The organism is Eikenella exigua (assembly GCF_008805035.1).
Lineage (GTDB): Bacteria > Pseudomonadota > Gammaproteobacteria > Burkholderiales > Neisseriaceae > Eikenella > Eikenella exigua.
In genome coordinates this window covers 1,362,816-1,379,978 of sequence record NZ_CP038018.1, presented here as the reverse complement: position 1 = coordinate 1,379,978, position 17,163 = coordinate 1,362,816, and the positions used below count along the sequence as shown (strand labels likewise).

11 protein-coding genes are annotated in these 17,163 nt (G+C 58.8%); 3 read left to right on the top strand and 8 right to left on the bottom strand.

Annotation, left to right across the window (positions count from 1 at the left end; genetic code table 11):
• Nucleotides 1-166: 166 nt before the first annotated feature.
• Together EZJ17_RS07140 and dnaE are read left to right on the top strand one after the other, a co-directional pair.
• A complete protein-coding gene (locus tag EZJ17_RS07140) occupies nt 167-2,443 on the top strand; it encodes a DNA internalization-related competence protein ComEC/Rec2 (protein ID WP_067444033.1) in 2,277 nt (758 codons plus the stop codon).
• Between the two features lie 169 nt (nt 2,444-2,612).
• The gene (dnaE, locus tag EZJ17_RS07135; protein WP_067444032.1) at nt 2,613-6,044 is read left to right on the top strand and encodes a DNA polymerase III subunit alpha; all 3,432 of its coding nucleotides are present in this window, start codon (nt 2,613-2,615) and stop codon (nt 6,042-6,044) included.
• 148 nt (nt 6,045-6,192) lie between these two features.
• On the opposite strand, the gene tilS is transcribed toward dnaE, so the two are convergent.
• From tilS to def, 8 genes are all read right to left on the bottom strand, one after another.
• Entirely contained in the window at nt 6,193-7,515 is a 1,323-nt protein-coding gene (gene tilS, locus EZJ17_RS07130; RefSeq protein WP_067444030.1) for a tRNA lysidine(34) synthetase TilS, read from the bottom strand.
• Nucleotides 7,493-8,452, bottom strand: a complete 960-nt coding sequence (locus EZJ17_RS07125) for an acetyl-CoA carboxylase carboxyltransferase subunit alpha (RefSeq protein ID WP_067441337.1) — start codon at nt 8,450-8,452, stop codon at nt 7,493-7,495. The genes tilS and EZJ17_RS07125 overlap by 23 nt, the downstream gene beginning before the upstream one ends.
• A 503-nt stretch (nt 8,453-8,955) precedes the next feature.
• On the bottom strand, nt 8,956-10,230 hold the full coding sequence (locus EZJ17_RS07120; protein WP_067441334.1) for a sigma-54-dependent transcriptional regulator: 1,275 nt from the start codon (nt 10,228-10,230) through the stop codon (nt 8,956-8,958).
• Complete coding sequence (locus tag EZJ17_RS07115; protein ID WP_067441332.1) at nt 10,217-12,331, bottom strand: sensor histidine kinase; 2,115 nt, start codon at nt 12,329-12,331, stop codon at nt 10,217-10,219. The genes EZJ17_RS07120 and EZJ17_RS07115 overlap by 14 nt, the downstream gene beginning before the upstream one ends.
• A 9-nt stretch (nt 12,332-12,340) precedes the next feature.
• Entirely contained in the window at nt 12,341-12,937 is a 597-nt protein-coding gene (locus EZJ17_RS07110) for a DUF4390 domain-containing protein (RefSeq protein ID WP_067441330.1), read from the bottom strand.
• On the bottom strand, nt 12,900-14,159 hold the full coding sequence (gene rsmB / locus EZJ17_RS07105; RefSeq protein ID WP_067441329.1) for a 16S rRNA (cytosine(967)-C(5))-methyltransferase RsmB: 1,260 nt from the start codon (nt 14,157-14,159) through the stop codon (nt 12,900-12,902). The genes EZJ17_RS07110 and rsmB overlap by 38 nt, the downstream gene beginning before the upstream one ends.
• Nucleotides 14,156-15,091, bottom strand: a complete 936-nt coding sequence (fmt, locus tag EZJ17_RS07100; RefSeq protein ID WP_067441326.1) for a methionyl-tRNA formyltransferase — start codon at nt 15,089-15,091, stop codon at nt 14,156-14,158. Before fmt ends, rsmB begins: the two co-directional genes overlap by 4 nt.
• A gap of 25 nt (nt 15,092-15,116) precedes the next feature.
• Nucleotides 15,117-15,620, bottom strand: a complete 504-nt coding sequence (gene def / locus EZJ17_RS07095) for a peptide deformylase (RefSeq protein ID WP_067441324.1) — start codon at nt 15,618-15,620, stop codon at nt 15,117-15,119.
• A gap of 176 nt (nt 15,621-15,796) precedes the next feature.
• On the opposite strand from def, the gene EZJ17_RS07090 reads away from it, so the two are divergent.
• A complete protein-coding gene (locus EZJ17_RS07090; RefSeq protein WP_067441321.1) occupies nt 15,797-17,056 on the top strand; it encodes a LysM peptidoglycan-binding domain-containing protein in 1,260 nt (419 codons plus the stop codon).
• Nucleotides 17,057-17,163: the final 107 nt, after the last annotated feature.

Here is a 17,163-nt window from a genome sequence, read left to right as displayed (position 1 = left end):
ATATCCGCCTGCTGCAATGGCTGAGCTTGCTCGAAGCAGTTTTTTAATTTGGCTGAAACGCGCCCGCTGTTAGCAAAGTTTCAGGTAGCCTTCATCTATCTTTGCCAATCCGGCGGCGGTTTGTTATAAGGTAATCTGATTAAAACGAATAAACAATGAGGTAGCTATGCGCTTGGGCGGGTTGTGCTGTTGGGTGGCGGGTGTGCTGCTGGCTTTTTTGTTGCCGGCAGCACATTTTGTTGCCGTTGCCGCTGCCTTGGCGTTGTTACTTGCTCTGATTGGCTGCTTCCGGCGCGCCCGTGGGGCGTGGTGGCTGCTGTGTGGGCTGCTTTACGGCGTGTGGCGGGTGCAGTTGGCGCTATCGCAGCAGTGGCCGGCGGAACCGGAGTTTCAACGGGTGCGGCTGGATTTTCAGGTAGCCTCGGTGGCGGAGGCATCGGCGCAGTCGGTGCGGTTTGAAGCTTGGGCGCAAACGGAAACGGGGGAGCGGTTTCGGCTGCTGGTGTCGGATCGGTATTTGCGCGAGTGGCGGCCGGGCAGCCGCTGGCGGATGACGGTTCGGGTGCGGCCTACGGTGGGCGAGCGCAATGAAAACGGCTTCGATCGCGAGGCTTGGGCGTTGAGCCAGCATATCGACGGCATGGCTTCGGCTGCGCGCGAGCGGGTGGAACTGCCGCCGGACACGGGCTGGCAATCGCGTTGGCAAAACTGGCGCTACGAGCGGCAGCAGGCTTGGCAACAGGCGGCGGAAAGCTACCCGAACGGGGCGGCGCTGATGCGGGCTTTGGGCGGCGGCGGATACGGCGGGCTGGCGGATGAGCATTGGCAGGCGTTTCGGGTGTTGGGCATCAATCATCTGATTAGCGTGTCGGGGCTGCACATCGGTATGGTGGCGCTGGCGGCAGCGTATTTGGCGCGGCTTTTGCTGCTGCGCCTGCCGCTGGCCGAGCCGCGACGCTGGTATTTGGCGGCTGGCTTGGCAGCGGCTTTGTTTTATTCGGCATTGGCCGGCTTCGGCGTGCCGATTCAGCGCAGTTTGCTGATGCTGACCGTGTTTGCCTGGCAATGGTATCGGCGCGGCAGCCCTGCGCCGTGGCGGGCTTGGTGGCAGGCTTTGGCCGTGGTGCTGCTGTTCGACCCGCTCTCGGCTTTGGGCGTGGGTTTTTGGTTTTCCTTCGGCGCGGTGGCGGCGCTGATTTGGGTGGCACAAGGGCGGCTGGAGGCCATGCCGGATGACGATGCGCCGGAAGGCGGCTGGCTGCGTACGGCCAAGCATTCCGGCAAATGGCGCACCGCGCTGCGTGCCCAATATGCGGCCACGCTGTTGGGGTTTTGGCAGGCCGGGCAGGTGTTCGGCATTGTGCCGCTGGCCGCGCCTTTGGCCAATGCGCTGCTGATTCCGTGGTTTTCTTGGGTGTTGGTGCCGCTGGCCTTGCTGGCGGTGCTGCTGCCGTTTGAAGGCTACCTGAAAATGGCGGCTGCCATCGGCGAATACACCATGGGCGCGGTGGTGTGGGCGGGCGGCATCGTGCCCACCGGCGCACTGGCGCATTTGCCGCCGCTGTTTTGGCTGGCCGTGTTGGCCGCGCTGGCGGTGTGGCTGTTGCCGCGCGGCCTGGGATTGCGGCCTTGGGCGGCGCTGGTGTTGGCGGCATCCTGCCTGTATCGCACGCCCGCACCGGAGCACGGCACGGCGGCAGTGCGGATTGTGGACGTGGGGCAGGGGCTCGCCTTGCAGGTGCGCACGCAAAACCATTGGCTGCTGTTCGACACCGGCACGGCGGGGGCGGCGCAGACGCAGCTGGTGCCCAACCTGCTGGCGCAGGGGCTGCCGCCGCCTGACGTGTTGGTACTCTCGCATCACGATGCCGACCACGACGGCGGCTTCCCCGCTGTTCAGGCAGCCTTTACGCCGCGCAAACTGTATGCCGGTCAGCCGGAAGCTTATGCCGGAGCGGTCGAATGGTGTGCCGGCGGCACGGCGTGGGAATGGGACGGCGTGCACTTCGAATTTCTCACCCCGCCGCGCCAACCGCAGGCCGACGATAACGAACAAAGTTGCGTGCTGCGCGTGTTGGCAAACGGGCAGGCTGTGTTGGCGGGCGGCGATTTGGGCATTGCAGGCGAGCGCTGGCTGGTGGGCACATACGGCGATTCGCTGCACAGCCAATTATTGGTGCTGGGGCACCACGGCAGCCGCTCTTCATCTGATTCGGCCTATCTGAATGCCGTGGCGCCTGAAGCAGCGGTGGCGGCCAACGGTTTCGCCAACCCCTACGGCCACCCCGCCGCCATTGTGCGGCACCGCCTCTCCGCCCACCACATCCGGCTCTACACCACCGCCCGCAGCGGGCAGCTGGATTTCGTGCTGGGGCAGGGCGGGGCAATACAGCCGCAGCGCTTGGGCAGGAGGTTTTGGCAGCGCAAGCCGTTTGAGGAGTGAAGGTTTCAGGTAGCCTGTTGGTGGATTGAGAGGCTACCTGAAAATCTTTCCACTACTCAACCACCCCCGTCCGCGCTTACCGCCCGTTTGCGGTACAATGTGTGTCCTTCCTGTTTTCAATCAGGCTACCTGAAAGCGCGTAGCCAAACCCCTCTCCCAAGCCCGAAATATGACCGCCCCTGTTTACATCCCCCTGCGCCAACACACCGAATTTTCCATCACCGACGGCACTTTGCGCATCAAAGAGCTGGTGAAGAAAGCCGCCGCTTTCGGCCTGCCCGCGCTGGGCATCAGCGATTTGATGAACACGTTCGGCCTGGTGAAATTCTACAAAACCTGCCGTGGCGTGGGTATCAAACCGGTGGTGGGGGCGGATGTGTGGGTGGCTAATCCGGACAATCCGGAGCAGCCCTTCCGAGCCATGCTCTTGGTGCGCAACGAAGCGGGCTACCGCCGCCTGTGCGAGCTGCTCACCCGCGCTTATGTCGGCACGGATCGCAATGTTGCCCATGCCGAGCTGGAGCCGCAATGGCTGGCCGAAGGCGGCAATGAAGGGTTGATCTGCCTGTCCGGTGCGCATTTGGGCGAAGTGGGCCGCCAGTTGATGAACGGCCATGACAACGCCGCCCGCGCCGCCGTGCAGAAATACGCGCAATGGTTTCCCGATGCTTTTTATTTGGAACTGCAAAGGCTACCTGAAAAACCGGAATGGGAAACTTCGGTTTCAGGTAGCCTCAAATTGGCGGCAGAGCTGGGTTTGCCCGTGGTGGCCACCCATCCGGCACAGTTTTTAAACCCTGACGATTTCAAGGCGCACGATGCGCGCGTGTGCATTGCCGGCGGCTGGGTGCTGGCCGATAAACGCCGCCCGCGCGAATTTGTGTCCGGCCAGTATTTTGCTTCGCCGGAAGAGGTGGCCGCCCGCTTTGCCGATTTGCCGGAGGCACTGCAAAACACGGTGGAAATCGCCAAGCGCTGCAACCTCACGCTTACGCTGGGCAAAAACTTCCTGCCGCAGTTCCCCACGCCCGACGGCATGAGCTTGGACGATTACCTCGCCCAACTGGCCAACCAAGGCCTGCGCGAACGGCTGGCCGTGCTCTATCCGGATGAGGCGGAGCGCGAACAAAAACTGCCGGAATACCAGGCGCGGCTGGATTTCGAGCTGGGCACCATCGTGCAGATGGGCTTCCCAGGCTACTTCCTGATTGTGGCCGACTTCATCAATTGGGCGAAAAATAACGGCTGCCCGGTGGGGCCGGGGCGCGGCTCGGGCGCAGGCTCGATGGTGGCGTATTCCTTAAAAATTACTGATTTAGACCCGCTGCGATATGCGCTGCTGTTTGAGCGTTTCCTCAATCCCGAGCGCGTGTCAATGCCCGATTTCGATATTGACTTTTGCCAAAACAACCGTGGCCGCGTGATTGAATATGTGCGCCAAAAATATGGCTTCGAGGCAGTGAGCCAGATTGTTACCTTTGGCACAATGTCTTCCAAAGCCGTAATCCGTGATGTGGGGCGCGTGCTGGAGCTGCCGTTCGGCGTGTGCGACCGGCTTTCCAAGCTGATTCCGATGGAAGCCAACAAGCCGCTGAGCCTGGAGAAGGCGATGGAGGCCGAGTCGGAAATCGCCAAGGTGCTGGAAGAGGAAGAGGCCGAAGAGCTAATGGAGCTGGCCAAAAAGCTGGAAGACCTCACGCGCGGGCTGGGCATGCATGCCGGCGGCGTGTTGATTGCGCCAGGCAAGATTTCCGATTTCTGCCCGGTGTATCAGGCCGATGAATCCGCCTCGCCCGTTTCCATGTATGACAAGGGCGACGTGGAAGATATTGGGCTGGTGAAGTTTGACTTCCTTGGCCTGCGCAATCTTACCATCATTAAAATGGCGCAGGAATTTATTGCGCAAACCACCGGCAAGCACATCGATGTGAACCACATCGACCTCACCGACCAGCAGGCCTATGAAGTGTTCCGCAAGGCCAACACCACGGCGGTGTTCCAGTTTGAATCCACCGGTATGAAAAAGATGCTGGCGCAGGCCAATACCACCAAGCTGGAAGAAATTATCGCCTTCGTGTCGCTCTACCGTCCCGGCCCGATGGATTTGATTCCGGACTTCATCGCCCGCATGAAGGGCGTACGCTTCGAATACATGCACCCGCTGCTCGAGCCCGTGTTGCAGCCCACCTACGGCATCATGGTGTATCAGGAGCAGGTGATGCAGGCCGCGCAGGTGATTGGCGGCTATTCGCTCGGCGGTGCGGACTTATTGCGCCGCGCCATGGGCAAGAAAAAGCCCGAAGAAATGGCGAAACACCGCGAAATTTTCGCCGAAGGCGCGGCCAAGCAGGGCATTGCCCGCGAAAAAGCCGATGAAATCTTCGACTACATGGAAAAATTCGCCGGCTACGGCTTCAACAAATCCCATGCCGCCGCCTATGCCTTGGTGGCCTACCAAACCGCCTGGCTCAAAGCTCACTATCCGGCCGAATTCATGGCCGCTACCATGTCGAGCGAGTTGGACAACACCGACCAGCTCAAGCTGTTCTATGACGATGCCCGCGATAACGGCATCCGCTTCCTGCCGCCCGATGTCAACCATTCCGGCTACCACTTCCAGCCTGATGCCCAACGCCGTATCCGCTACGCCTTGGGCGCGATTAAAGGCACCGGCGAAGCTGCGGTGGAAGCCATTGTGGCCGCACGGGAAGCAGGCGGCGCCTTTAAGAGCCTATTCGACTTCTGCGAGCGCGTGAGCCGCCAGCACATCAACCGCCGCACCATCGAAGCCTTGGTGCGGGGCGGCGCGTTCGACAGCATCGAGCCCAACCGCGCCCGCCTGCTTGCCAATATCGACCTGGCTATGAGTAACGCCGAGCAGCAGGAAGAGAATGCTAACCAAGGCGGCTTGTTCGATATGGTGGAAGATGCGATTGCTCCCTTGGAGATGATTGATGTGCCCGCCTGGGACGAAGCCGAGCTTTTGGCCGAGGAAAAACAGGCCATCGGCTTTTATTTTTCCGGCCACCCCTTCGGCCCGGCCGAAAAAGAAGTGCGCCAGTTCGCTCCCACCCGCCTTTCCCAGCTCAAACCTAATGACAACGCGCGCGTGGCCGGCTTTGCCACCGCCATCCGTAGCATGGTGGGCAAGCGCGGCAAAATCGCCTTCATCACGCTGGAAGACACCGGCGGCAAAGCCGAAGTGATGATTAGCGGCGAAACGCTCGAACAGCTCGGCCGCGACACCCTGCGCGCCGACCAAGTGTTGATTGCCGAATGCCGCATCAGCCGCGATGACTACGGCGGCGAAGATGGCCTGCGCATCATCGCCAACCGCGTTTACACCCTGCAGGAAGCCCGCAGCCACTACGCCCGCGCCCTCACCCTGCACCTCGCCCCCCACCACAACATCGCCCGCTTGGCTGAGTTGTTGCAACGAGGCGGCGAAGGCAAACGTGTTCCCCTGCGTCTGCACTACGCCAATGCCAAAGCCAGCGGCGAGCTCATTCCCGACAGCCGCTGGCAGCCCTGCCTCAACACCGAACTCTTGGAAGAACTGGTGTCGCTCTTAGGCGAGCGGCAGGTAGGGGTAAATTGGTAGGGGCTACCTGAAAAGCATTGTGCTAACAGCAGTGGATTCGGCATTGATACCTGGCATGATGAGAAGCAGGCTACCTGAGAAGTTTCTGCAGCAGGACAGGAAGGTTTTCAGGTAGCCTGCGCAGTATGTACAGGCTACCTGAAAGTCTTTATTCCGTTTGGTCGTCCAAACTACCAATGTTGGACAAAATAAACCGGGTCAAATCTTCAGCTTGCGCTTGATAGCCATTCGGCACGGAGAGGCGGCAATGGGTTTGCAGGTTGGCAGCGGCGAGGCAGCCGTGTTGTTCGTGTACCCACAGCGGCCATAGGGCGCGCATGAAGGGGGGCACTTTTTTTTCCTGCAGCAGGCGGCTGATTTTTTTGCGGCCGTGCGGCAGGGGCAGGGTGTCGCCGGGTTGCGGGGCGCGCCAGATGCCGCTGTCGGGCTGAATCAGATTTTCAGGTAGCCCGTGAGTGGTGGGTTGCCACATGGGTTGGGCAAGTAGTTCACCGGCGGTCCACTTGGCGGGAACGGGAAACAGGCAGCCGGCGTAGAGGATGGCGCGGCCGTGCGGCAGCAGCCATTGGGCTTGCCGCACGGTGGGGTTGGCGAGGGTGGCGGCGAATTGGCGCACGCTGTCGGCGCGGGGGCTGCCGAGGCGGTGGTTGCGGGCGAACAGGTGCAGCTGGTGGGTTTGCCGTAAGGGGGGAAGCTGCCGCCAAGAGGCTGCCTGAAAACGGCCGGCGGCGTCATACAGGCTGTTGTGCTCAGTTTGGCTGTAGTCTTCCAATAGTGCCAAGTCGTGTTGCAGGCGGCCGACGGTGGCGAGCAGTTGGCGGGTGAGATGTGGCACGCGTTCTTGCCATGGGGGTAGGGCTTCGCGGCGCAGCCAGTTGCGCAGTAGGGCGGTATCGGCGTTGCTGCTGTCTTCCACCCATGTCAGCTTGTGTTCTTGGGCGTAGGCGAGCAGCTCGGTTCGGGGAACGGCCAAGAGGGGGCGCCATAGGCTGATACGTTCGTTCAGCGCCCGCAGGGCAGGCATGGCGGCGAGGGCACGGAGCCCACCGCCGCGCAGGGCGGCCAGCAGCAGGGTTTCGGCTTGATCATCGGCATGGTGGGCGAGGGCAACGGCATCGGCGCGGCTTTGGGCGAAGCAGCGGTAGCGTTCGGCACGGGCAGCGGCTTCGAGCCCGAGTTTGCCGAACGCCACCTGCACGCGCTCTATGCGCAACGGCACTTGCCATCGGGCGCACAGTTCGTGGCAGAATTCCGCCCATTCGTCGGCGGGGGCATCGAGACCGTGGTGGATGTGTACCGCGCTCAATTCCAGCGACAATTCGTTGCGCAGGCTGCATAACAGGTGCAATAAGACCACGGAATCGAGCCCGCCGCTGAAACCGACTTCCACGGCAAAACGGCCGGCGTTTGGCGCCGGCCATTGTTGGGTAATGTGTTGCCGCAGTTGGTTATTTGTCGGTAAATTTTCCATAGGCCATGATGCGGTCGAAGCGTTTGGCCAGCAGCTGCTCCACCGGCTGGTGTTCCAAATCGGCCAGCTGCTGGCGGATGGTTTTGCGCACGTTGTTCATCACGGTTTCATAATCGCGGTGGGCGCCGCCCAAGGGCTCGGCGATGATTTGGTCGATTAGCTCGAGGCTCTTCAAGCGCTTGGCAGTAATGCCTAGGGCTTGTGCGGCATCGGCAGCTTTTTCGGCAGTTTTCCACAGAATGGAAGCGCAACCTTCAGGCGAAATCACAGAATAGGTGGCGTATTGCAGCATATTTACGGCATCACCCACGGCAATGGCCAGTGCGCCGCCGGAGCCGCCTTCACCGATTACGGTGCAGATAACCGGCACGCGCAGGCGGGTGAGCTCATACAGATTGCGGCCGATGGCTTCGGATTGGCCACGCTCTTCAGCACCGATGCCAGGATAGGCGCCGGGGGTGTCGATAAAGGTAAGCACAGGCAGGCCGAATTTTTCCGCCATCTTCATTAGGCGCAGGGCTTTGCGGTAGCCTTCAGGGCGGGGCATGCCGAAATTACGGCGGATTTTGGCCTTGGTATCGCGGCCTTTTTGGTGACCAATAACCACCACGCTCTGGCCTTTAAATTTGGCCAGCCCACCCACGATGGCATAGTCGTCTGCATAGTGGCGGTCGCCGTGCAGCTCTTCAAAATCGGTACACAGTGCTTCGATGTAGTCGAGGGTGTAGGGGCGCTGCGGATGGCGCGAAACCTGCATAATTTGTGCGGGAGTGAGCTTGGCAAAAATGTTTTTGGTGAGCTCGTTGCTTTTCTTTTGCAGGCGTTCGATTTCTTCGGAAATATCCAATACCGAGTCGTTTTGCACGAAGCGCAGTTCTTCTATTTTCTGCACCAGTTCGGCAATGGGCTGCTCGAAATCGAGAAAAATCTGTTTCATGTGTCTGTTTCCTTGTTGCGGCTGCCACCGATTGACGGAGGCAGCCCAAACTAAGTGCGCTTGGGGTGGCTAAAGCACTTATTTCCTACTGATTGCCTCGCTGCCGCGGATAAAAAAGTGTTTTATCTATAACTGTAGCGCGGAGACTATTTCTTAGCATTACTTTGCGGTCTAAACCGCTGTAATGATACGCTAGGATGCGCAGTTTGTGCAGCCGTTGCTACTGATTTTTCGTGGGCCGGGTTGGTTTCAGGTAGTCTTTAAAATAGCTAACTGTTTTGTTGTATCGAGGCTTTTGCTAATTTTTGTTATGTTTTAAATGTGGGGTGCGTGGTTTTAGCTCCGCAGAAACTTGCCTCCTTCGGAGACCTCGTTTTAACTTCGATGAAGCTAATTTCAGGTAGCTTGTTGTTAGATGCTGCAAATAGGGCAGATACTAAAATAGTACTACAGGCTACCTGAAAACCATTGGCTGGATTTTCAGATAGCCTGATTGGGTGGAGCTATTTGCTGTCGTTACTGCCTCGGCGGGAGAATTGGATACCGAGCTGTTTGAGCTTGCGGTACAGGTGGGTGCGCTCGAGGCCGACTTTCTGCGCTACTTTGCTCATGTTATGCCCTTCCTGGGCAATATGGTATTCGAAATAGCGGCGTTCCAAGTCTTCGCGCAATTCGCGTAGGGGCAGGTCGAAGTTGAAGCCGCCCACCAATTCGGAGGGTTGGTTGAGCGTGAACTGGCTGAGCACGGCCTGCACATTTTCCAAACAGATTTCTTTGCTCTCGGCGGTGAGCACAATGCTTTTCACCACACTGCGCAGCTGCTCGAAGTTGCCCGGCCAGTCGTATTGGCGCAGGGCGTTCAGGGCAGCAGTGTTGAATTTAACGGCGGTTTTGCGGCTTTCGGAAAACTCTTGAATCAGCTGCTCCACCAAGAAAACAATGTCTTCGGGCTGGTTGCGCAATGGTGGGATGCTGACCATGATGGCCGAGAGGCTGTTGAGCAGGCGGGAGTCGAAGTCTGGGCTGGTAATCAGCTCTTGCACAGGCTGGCTGCAGGCGCAGACGATGCGCACGTTGTAGCGGTCGGCCTTACCCAAGAGGAAGAGGATGCCTTGCTGGATGCTTTTGCCGTATTGGGCGATGTCACCTAGATAGAGCACACCGTTGCCGGCTTTTTGCAGCAATTCGATGGGGCTGCTGCTGATTTGTTCGATTTTGCCGAGCTCCACCCAGGGGGCATTGCCGGTTTGGAAGTAGTGTGCCACCAACTCGAACGGTGAACCTGGCTCGCCGGAGAGTAGCACGGGGGCTTGGGTGCGGGCAGCACGTTCGAGCTGCTGGTTGAGCTGTTTAACAGCTTCGCTGGTGCCGAGTTTATCCAGCGACATGGTGGAAGAAGCCTGCATAGCGCTGTGTTTGAAGGCACGTTCTACGGCAGCCAAAAGCTTTTGTAGGGCGATGGGTTTTTCCAAGAAATCCAGCGCGCCGATTTTGGTGGCCTCCACGGCAGTATCGATGCTGGCGTGGCCGCTCATCATCACCACAGGCATGTTGAGCTGACCAGATTTGGCCCACTCTTTGAGCAGAGTAATGCCGTCGCAATCGGGCATCCAAATGTCCAGCAACACCATGGTGGGGCGGGTCTGGTTTCGAAGTTGGCGGGCTTCTTCGGCATTTTCGGCCAGAGTAACCGAATAGCCTTCGTCTTGCAGGATTTCCGACAGCAAATCGCGGATGCCCACTTCATCATCTACAATCAAAATATCACTGCTGCGCATCGTTTTCCACCAGTAGGGGTAAAGTAATTTTCACACAAGCCCCGCCTTCTGGGCGGTTGGCCAGCGATATGCGGCCTTTGTGCTCTTCAATAATTTTTTTTACCACCGGCAAGCCCAAACCGGTGCCGCCGGGTTTGTCGGTAACATAAGGATTAAAGGCGTGGAGAAGCATGTCTTCGCTGAAACTTTTGCCGTTATTGCAAATGTTTAGCAGCACTTTATCATCTTGCACCGCCGTTTGGATGAACACTTTCGGCTGTTCGTCTGCAGCAGCGGCTTCGGCGCCGTTTTTCAAAATATTGTGTAACACTTGGCGCATGGCACCGGCATCGGCTTCGACCACGGTTTCTATATTACTGAAATCCGCTTCAAATGTACAATTTGAGCTCTCATACAGCACCAAAAGCTCGGCAGCCAGAACGTTTAAATCGATACGTTCCAGTTTGAGTTTCGGTGCTTTGGCGTAGTTGCGGAATGCTTCAACCATGTCTTTCATGGCAGCTACCTGGTTGACGATGGTGTTGGTGGCGCGCTCAAGCATGGCGGCGTCTTTGTCGTCCAGCTTGCCGTCGAGCTTCCAGGCCAGGCGCTCGGCGGAAAGCTGGATGGGGGTGAGCGGGTTGCGGATTTCGTGTGCCAAGCGCTGGGCCACTTCGCCCCAGGCGGCTTCTTTCTGCGCCTGCACCAGTGTGGTTACATCGTCGAACACCAATACAGTGCCGGCGCCGTTGTCTTCGGGCAGACGGGTGGCCTTGCCCAGCAGGATACGGGATTCGTCGGGTGCGGCATAGGTGAGCTGCACGGGTTTGTCGCTGTCGATGGTGGGGAGGATGGCAAGCAGCACTTGGGCGGCCAGCGCCTCGGCCACGCCGAGCTTGTGCCATTCGTGCACGCTACTTTCCCGGCAGGCGGCCAAGTCGAGCATTAGGATTTGTCCGGCGCTGCTGTTGCAGGCTTTCAGGTAGCCTTGGTCGTCGAGCGTAACCACGCCGCTGGTCAGGCTGGAGAGCACGCATTCGAGATAGTGGCGGGCGGCTTCCTGGCGGATATGGGAAGCGTTGAGCTCGGCGGTCATGTGGTTGAATAGGGTGGTGAGGCGGCCGAGCTCGTCGTTGCGGTATATGGCCAGTTGATGCGAATAATCGCCCTGTGCCACGGAGCGTGCACCGGCAGCCAAGGAGAGAATCGGCGCGGTGAAGCGTTGGGCGAAAAATAGGGCAATTACCAGCGCGAGCAGAATGGCCAGCAGGGTGGCCATCAAGAGGGTGAACAGGAAGAAGGTTTGCAGACCTTGTTTGGCATAGCTGATTTCTGCGTAGCGGGCGCGGGCGGCTTCAATCAGGGTTACGTCGTTGGCTACTTGTTTCTGCACCGGTTGGCGGAAGAACAAAATATAGTTTTGGCCGTGTAGCTCGGGCAGGGCGAGCCAGCCTTGGGCGTAGAGTGTGTGGCCGACGTTGGCTACGCTGCGTGCGCTGCCGGTGATTTTCACTTGTTCGAGGATATCGTGTGTGAGTTCGGGTGGCGGCAGTTTGTCGGCATCGGGCTTGCGGTATTCGGCAGCGGGGTTCAAGGTTTTGCTGTCGTAGAGTGCGAGCTGGTCAAAGCCGCTATTGGCAGAAAGCTGGCTCAGAACCTGCCGCGCGTCTTGCTGCAGCGACATTTCGCCGATTAAGGCTACCTGAACAGTGGCAGCTTTGCGCACTGAGGTGTCCAGTGCCAAATCCAGTGCGGATTTGCTCAGGCTCAGACTGCGCTCCAGCGCTTCTTCGGTTTCGTTGCCAAACCAGGAGTCGATGCTGTGGGAAATAAACTGGGCCGACACGCCGAATAAGAACAGGCCGGGCAGGATGGCCACCAACATAAACATTTTGGCTAGGCGAATAGCGGTCTGCGAGCCGAACACCCGCCTGCGCCGGTCGAGCCAGAGTTTCCACAGTTGGGAGATGAGGATGGTGAGTAGGATGCCTAAGAGAGCGGCACTGAAGGTGAGAATCCACCAAAAATACTGCGCCAGCTTGCTGGCATGACCGGTGGCGAGCGCCAGCACATACAGGGCGAGCATGCCCAAAACAGCGATGAAGGTGAGCAGACGGCGCATGGTTTCCCTTTATTGCTGGCTGATGAGCAGTTTGCGCCAGCCGGAATCGAGCTGCCAGCTCTTCGAGGTTTCGCCGTTGATTTGGAAGGGGCGCGGTAAATCGCTGATGCTCAGGCTTAAGCGGATGTCGGCAGCCACGTCGGCGGGGGCGGTGTCGGCGAGTGTGCCTTTGTCGAGCACTTGCCAGTTGGCTACCGCGCCGACGGCTTTTAGCGCGGTGGGCAGGGTGCCGTATTCGGTGGAAAACGAACCGACGCTGACGCGGTAGCGGTCGGTGAGCGGGTGGTAGGCGAGTTTGTAGTTGATGGTTTGCGCCGAACCGACTAGTTGACCGAGCCGCCAGCGGTAGGCGGCCAGGGTGGGCGATTGCAAGCGGTAGCTGAGTTGGAAATTAAGCGGCACGCCTTGTTTGAGGGCTACCTGAAGCTGGCCGGGCAGCTCGGTTTGGAAGCGGCTGTTTACCGACAGGCGGCCGTCGGTGGTAAGCGTGGCGCTGGAACGGGTAACGTTGATGCCTTCTGCCCGCACGCCCACGGCTACAAAAGCCAGCAGGCAGCAGGCGAGCAGGCTAAGCAGTTTTGTGGATAAGCGCGTAATAGAAGCCATCTTGGTGCGGGTTGGGTAATAGGGTTTCGCTGCGGGTACAGGCGGCGTCGGGGTGGCGTTGCAAAAAGGCTTGCAGCTGGCTGCCGTTTTCTTCGGCAAACAGCGAGCAGGTGGACAGGAGCATCCTGCCGCCGGGTTTGAGCGTGCGCCACAGGGCATCGAGCAGATCGGTTTGCTGGGCAGCCGTGCTCTTAGCATCCTGCGGCCGGCGCAGCCATTTGATGTCTGGATGGCGGCGGGCAACGCCTGAAGCGGTGCAGGGCACGTCGGCCAATACTGCGTCGAACAAAGAGCCATCATAACACGAAGCCCATTGCCGTGCGTCGGCTGCGTGCAGCTCGGCGCTCAGGCCGAGGCGGTTGAGGTTGTCGCGTACTTGTTGCAGGCGGGCGGGGTCGATGTCGATGGCGGTAAGCTTGCAGTCTGCCCATTCGAGCAGGTGGCCGCTTTTGCCGCCGGGCGCGGCACAGGCATCGAGTACGCGTTCGCCGTTTTGCACGTTGAGCCAAGCGGCGGCCTGTTGTGCGCCCCAATCCTGCACGGATACGGCGCCTTCGGCAAACAGCGGCAAAGCGGACACGGGCACGGGCGTAGCCAGCATCACAGCGTGGCTGCTGAGGATTTCGGCCTGCATACCGTGTTCGGCCAGGATTTTCAGGTAGCCTTCCGCATCGGTGTGCCGGCGGTTGATGCGCAGGGTCATCGGCGGATGGTTATTGAAGGCTTCGGTGATTTGCAGCCAGTGTTCGGGGTAGTCTCGCTGCAGCCGTTCGAGCCACCAGTCGGGCAGGTTGTAGCGGCCTTCCGGGCTTTGCTGCGCCTGCTGCATCAGGCTGTCGCGCTCGCGTAGGAAACGGCGGAGCAGGGCGTTAGTGACCGCTTTGTATTGGCCTTTGCCGATTTTGCCGGCAGCGCGCACGGCTTCGTTTACCACGGCATGGGCGGCGTTGCGGCTGTAGGCGAGCTGGTAGAGGGCGGCCAATATCAGGCTGCGGATGTCGGCACGGGGCAGGGGTTTGTTCAGCATCAGGCCGAGCAGGGCGCGCAGGCTACCTGAAAAACGTTGGCAGCCGTAGGCAATATCTTGCAGCGCGCCGCGTTCTTGGGTGGAGAGCTGTGGGTGGTCGCGCCAGATTTCGGCCAGTACGTCGGACAGATTGCGCCCGGCTTCAACGGCAGCCACGCTGTGGGCGGCGAGGGTTTGTATGTTGGCCAGGCTCATGTGTGTTCCGCTCCGAATTGGCTGCCGGCGGCGACGGGGTGGCCGACCAGAAAGGCGGCGGCTTCCATGCGGGCGCTGCCGGCGGGCTGAAGGGTTTGAATCAACAATGAGCCACTGCCGCAGGCTACCTGAATACCGTTTTTGTCGGCTTGTAACACGCTGCCGGCCACGCCATTGGCCGAGCAGGCTTGTGCAGCCCAGATTTTCAGCGGTTTGCCGTGGTAGTCGCACCAGGCGCCGGGCACAGGGTTGAAGGCGCGGATGCGGCGTTCGATGGCTTCGGCGGGCTGCGTCCAATCGATTTGGGCATCGGCTTTGCTTAATTTGTGGGCGTAAGTGATACCGTGTTCAGGCTGGGGCTGGGCGTTGCGTTGAGAATAGTGTTGCAAATCAGCAACAATGGCGCGCGCACCGATTTCGGCCAGTTTGTCGTGCAGGGTTTGGGCGTTGTCGCCGGGGAGAATCGGGCAGGGATGGCGGCTGATAACGGCACCGGTGTCAAGCCCGGCGTCCATTTGCATGATGCAGATGCCAGTTTCGCTATCGCCTGCTTCAATAGCGCGCTGGATGGGTGCGGCACCGCGCCAGCGCGGCAACAGCGAAGCATGGATGTTGAGGCAACCGTGGTGCGGAATGTCGAGCACGGCTTGCGGCAGTAACAGACCGTAGGCGGCCACCACCATGACGTCGGCTTCCACGGCGCACAGCATTTCTTGTGCAGATTCGCTTTTCAGGCTTTCGGGTTGGGCTACCTGAAAACCGAGTTCGAGCGCGGTTTCTTTCACGGACGAAGCTTGCAGCTTCATACCGCGCCCTTTGGGGCGGTCTGGCTGGGTGAGCACCAGCGGGATGTCGAAGCCGGCCTCGGCAATAGCACGCAGGGCGGCGGCGGCGAAATCGGGGGTGCCGGCAAAAATGACTTTGCGAATCATGGTTTCAGGTAGCCTCTTGCTCGGGTTAGAGCGTGTGTTTGTCGAGTTTCTTCATTTTGGTTTTGATGCGTTCCTGCTTCAGGCGCGACAGATATTGCACGAAAACTTTGCCGTCGAGATGGTCGACTTCGTGTTGGATGCAGATGGCTTGTAGGCCGTCGGCACGAATAGTGTAGGGCTTGCCTTCGGCATCCAGCGCTTCGGCCACGATGCTTTCGGCACGGGTTACTTTGTCGTATACACCCGGCACCGAGAGGCAGCCTTCTTCATACACGGTTTCGCCGTTGCGCTCCAAAATTACAGGGTTAATCAGCACTTGCAGCTGGTCGCGGCTTTCGGACAAGTCCATCACCACCACACGCTCGTGCACGTCCACCTGTGTGGCGGCTAGGCCGATGCCCTTTGCTTCGTACATGGTGTCGGCCATGTCAGTCACCAGTTTTTTGATGCGTTCGTCCACTTGTTTTACCGGTTTGGCCACCAGGTTTAGGCGGGGGTCGGGATAGCGCAAAATATTTAGTAAAGCCATTTGATTTCTCTCTTAAGTGTGCATAGATAGATACGTTCTTATTGCAGTTGTAACGGTTTTTTCGCCTGAATACTGGCGCAAGATACCTAAAATGTTCTATGATTCCGTTAATTTCATCAACAACAACGTAAATAAAGCGTTATCAGGTTCGTTAATCCTAATAGGGAAGCTCTCTCATGAGAAAACATATTATAACCTTGCTTTGCGCCATTGGCTTGACTGTTTCTGTTCTGCCCGCCGAGGCCGCGCCCCTGCGCGTACGCCCCAACGCCCCCGCACGCTATACCGTGCGTACTGGCGACACCTTGTGGGGCATTTCCGGCAGATACCTTTACCGTCCGTGGAAATGGCCGCAGCTGTGGGGCGCCAACCGCCGCACCATCCGCAACCCTCATCTGATTTATCCAGGTCAAGTGCTGGTGTTGCACTATGTCAACGGACAGCCGCGCCTGCGTGTGGATAACGCCGGTGGTATTCCCACCGTTAAACTGCAGCCGCGTGTGCGCGAAACTTCTTCTGGCTACGGCATCTCCACCCTCAATCTGAACTACTACCGTATGTTCATGAAACACCCGCAGGTGATTGCCCGCCGCACCACCCAAGATGCACCGCGCATCATCGCCGGCCCGGAAGGCAAAACCATGTATTCTCTGGGCGACCGCATTTATGCCTACGGCGTTACCGAATCAGGTGAATACCTAGTTTACCGCCCGATTAAAGATATTCGTGATCCCGAAACAGGCAAATTTATCGGTCAGCTGGTAACCTTTAGTGGTAAACTGGCTACCTTGCCGGTAACCAGCACCGCCTTGGCCGAGCGTTCCGAGCGCGACCGCCAAGCCCTGCCTGACAACCAATACTACACCCGCCTACACCCTTTGGTGAAAGTGCCGACCGAAACCGCACAGGCATTGCAGATTCGTGAGCAAGTGGCTGAAATCCGCCAAGGCGATTACCTGCTGCGTTATAACGGCGAAGAAAACGCTTTCAATATGATGCCCCACGAGCCCGAAAACCAGGTGCGTGCCCGCATCGTGGATGTGTTGGACGGCATCAGCGAAGCTGGTCGCTTCAGCACTGTTATCCTGAACAAAGGTTCGGCTGATGGTTTGGATAAAGGTACTGTGGTGAGCCTGTACCGTCAGAGCCGCCAAGTGCGCACCGATATCAATCCGAGCCCGACTGTGAAATACGTGAGCATCCCTGCTGAAGAAATTGGTTTGGCCATGGTGTATAACGTGGGCGGACACGTTTCTTCTGCCATTGTGCTGGAATCTAGGGTAAACGTATCAGTGGGCGATTTAGCCACTGAGCCTGGCCACGATTTGGATGACATGGGTCATCAGTATCGCCATGCACCCAATGACCCGCAAGGCCCGTATGAATACGACCACCATCAATATGACTTCCGCAGCAATATCGATCCAACCCGCTAAGCATGAAACAGTGTGATTGAATAAAAGGCTACCTGAAAAGTTCAGGTAGCCTTTTTGTTGCGGGAGAGGGCAGGGTGTTGAATAAGGAATAGGGGTACAGTTGAAGC

What these genes read in the sequence shown, in the direction of transcription:
- EZJ17_RS07140 (WP_067444033.1), top strand. Translation starts at nt 167, where the DNA reads ATGCGCTTGGGCGGGTTGTGCTGTTGGGTGGCGGGTGTGCTGCTGGCT.
- EZJ17_RS07120 (WP_067441334.1), bottom strand. Translation starts at nt 10,230, where the DNA reads ATGCGCAGCAGTGATATTTTGATTGTAGATGATGAAGTGGGCATCCGC.
- def (WP_067441324.1), bottom strand. Translation starts at nt 15,620, where the DNA reads ATGGCTTTACTAAATATTTTGCGCTATCCCGACCCCCGCCTAAACCTG.
- tilS (WP_067444030.1), bottom strand. Translation starts at nt 7,515, where the DNA reads ATGGAAAATTTACCGACAAATAACCAACTGCGGCAACACATTACCCAA.
- fmt (WP_067441326.1), bottom strand. Translation starts at nt 15,091, where the DNA reads ATGATTCGCAAAGTCATTTTTGCCGGCACCCCCGATTTCGCCGCCGCC.
- rsmB (WP_067441329.1), bottom strand. Translation starts at nt 14,159, where the DNA reads ATGAGCCTGGCCAACATACAAACCCTCGCCGCCCACAGCGTGGCTGCC.
- dnaE (WP_067444032.1), top strand. Translation starts at nt 2,613, where the DNA reads ATGACCGCCCCTGTTTACATCCCCCTGCGCCAACACACCGAATTTTCC.
- EZJ17_RS07125 (WP_067441337.1), bottom strand. Translation starts at nt 8,452, where the DNA reads ATGAAACAGATTTTTCTCGATTTCGAGCAGCCCATTGCCGAACTGGTG.
- EZJ17_RS07115 (WP_067441332.1), bottom strand. Translation starts at nt 12,331, where the DNA reads ATGCGCCGTCTGCTCACCTTCATCGCTGTTTTGGGCATGCTCGCCCTG.
- EZJ17_RS07090 (WP_067441321.1), top strand. Translation starts at nt 15,797, where the DNA reads ATGAGAAAACATATTATAACCTTGCTTTGCGCCATTGGCTTGACTGTT.
- EZJ17_RS07110 (WP_067441330.1), bottom strand. Translation starts at nt 12,937, where the DNA reads ATGGCTTCTATTACGCGCTTATCCACAAAACTGCTTAGCCTGCTCGCC.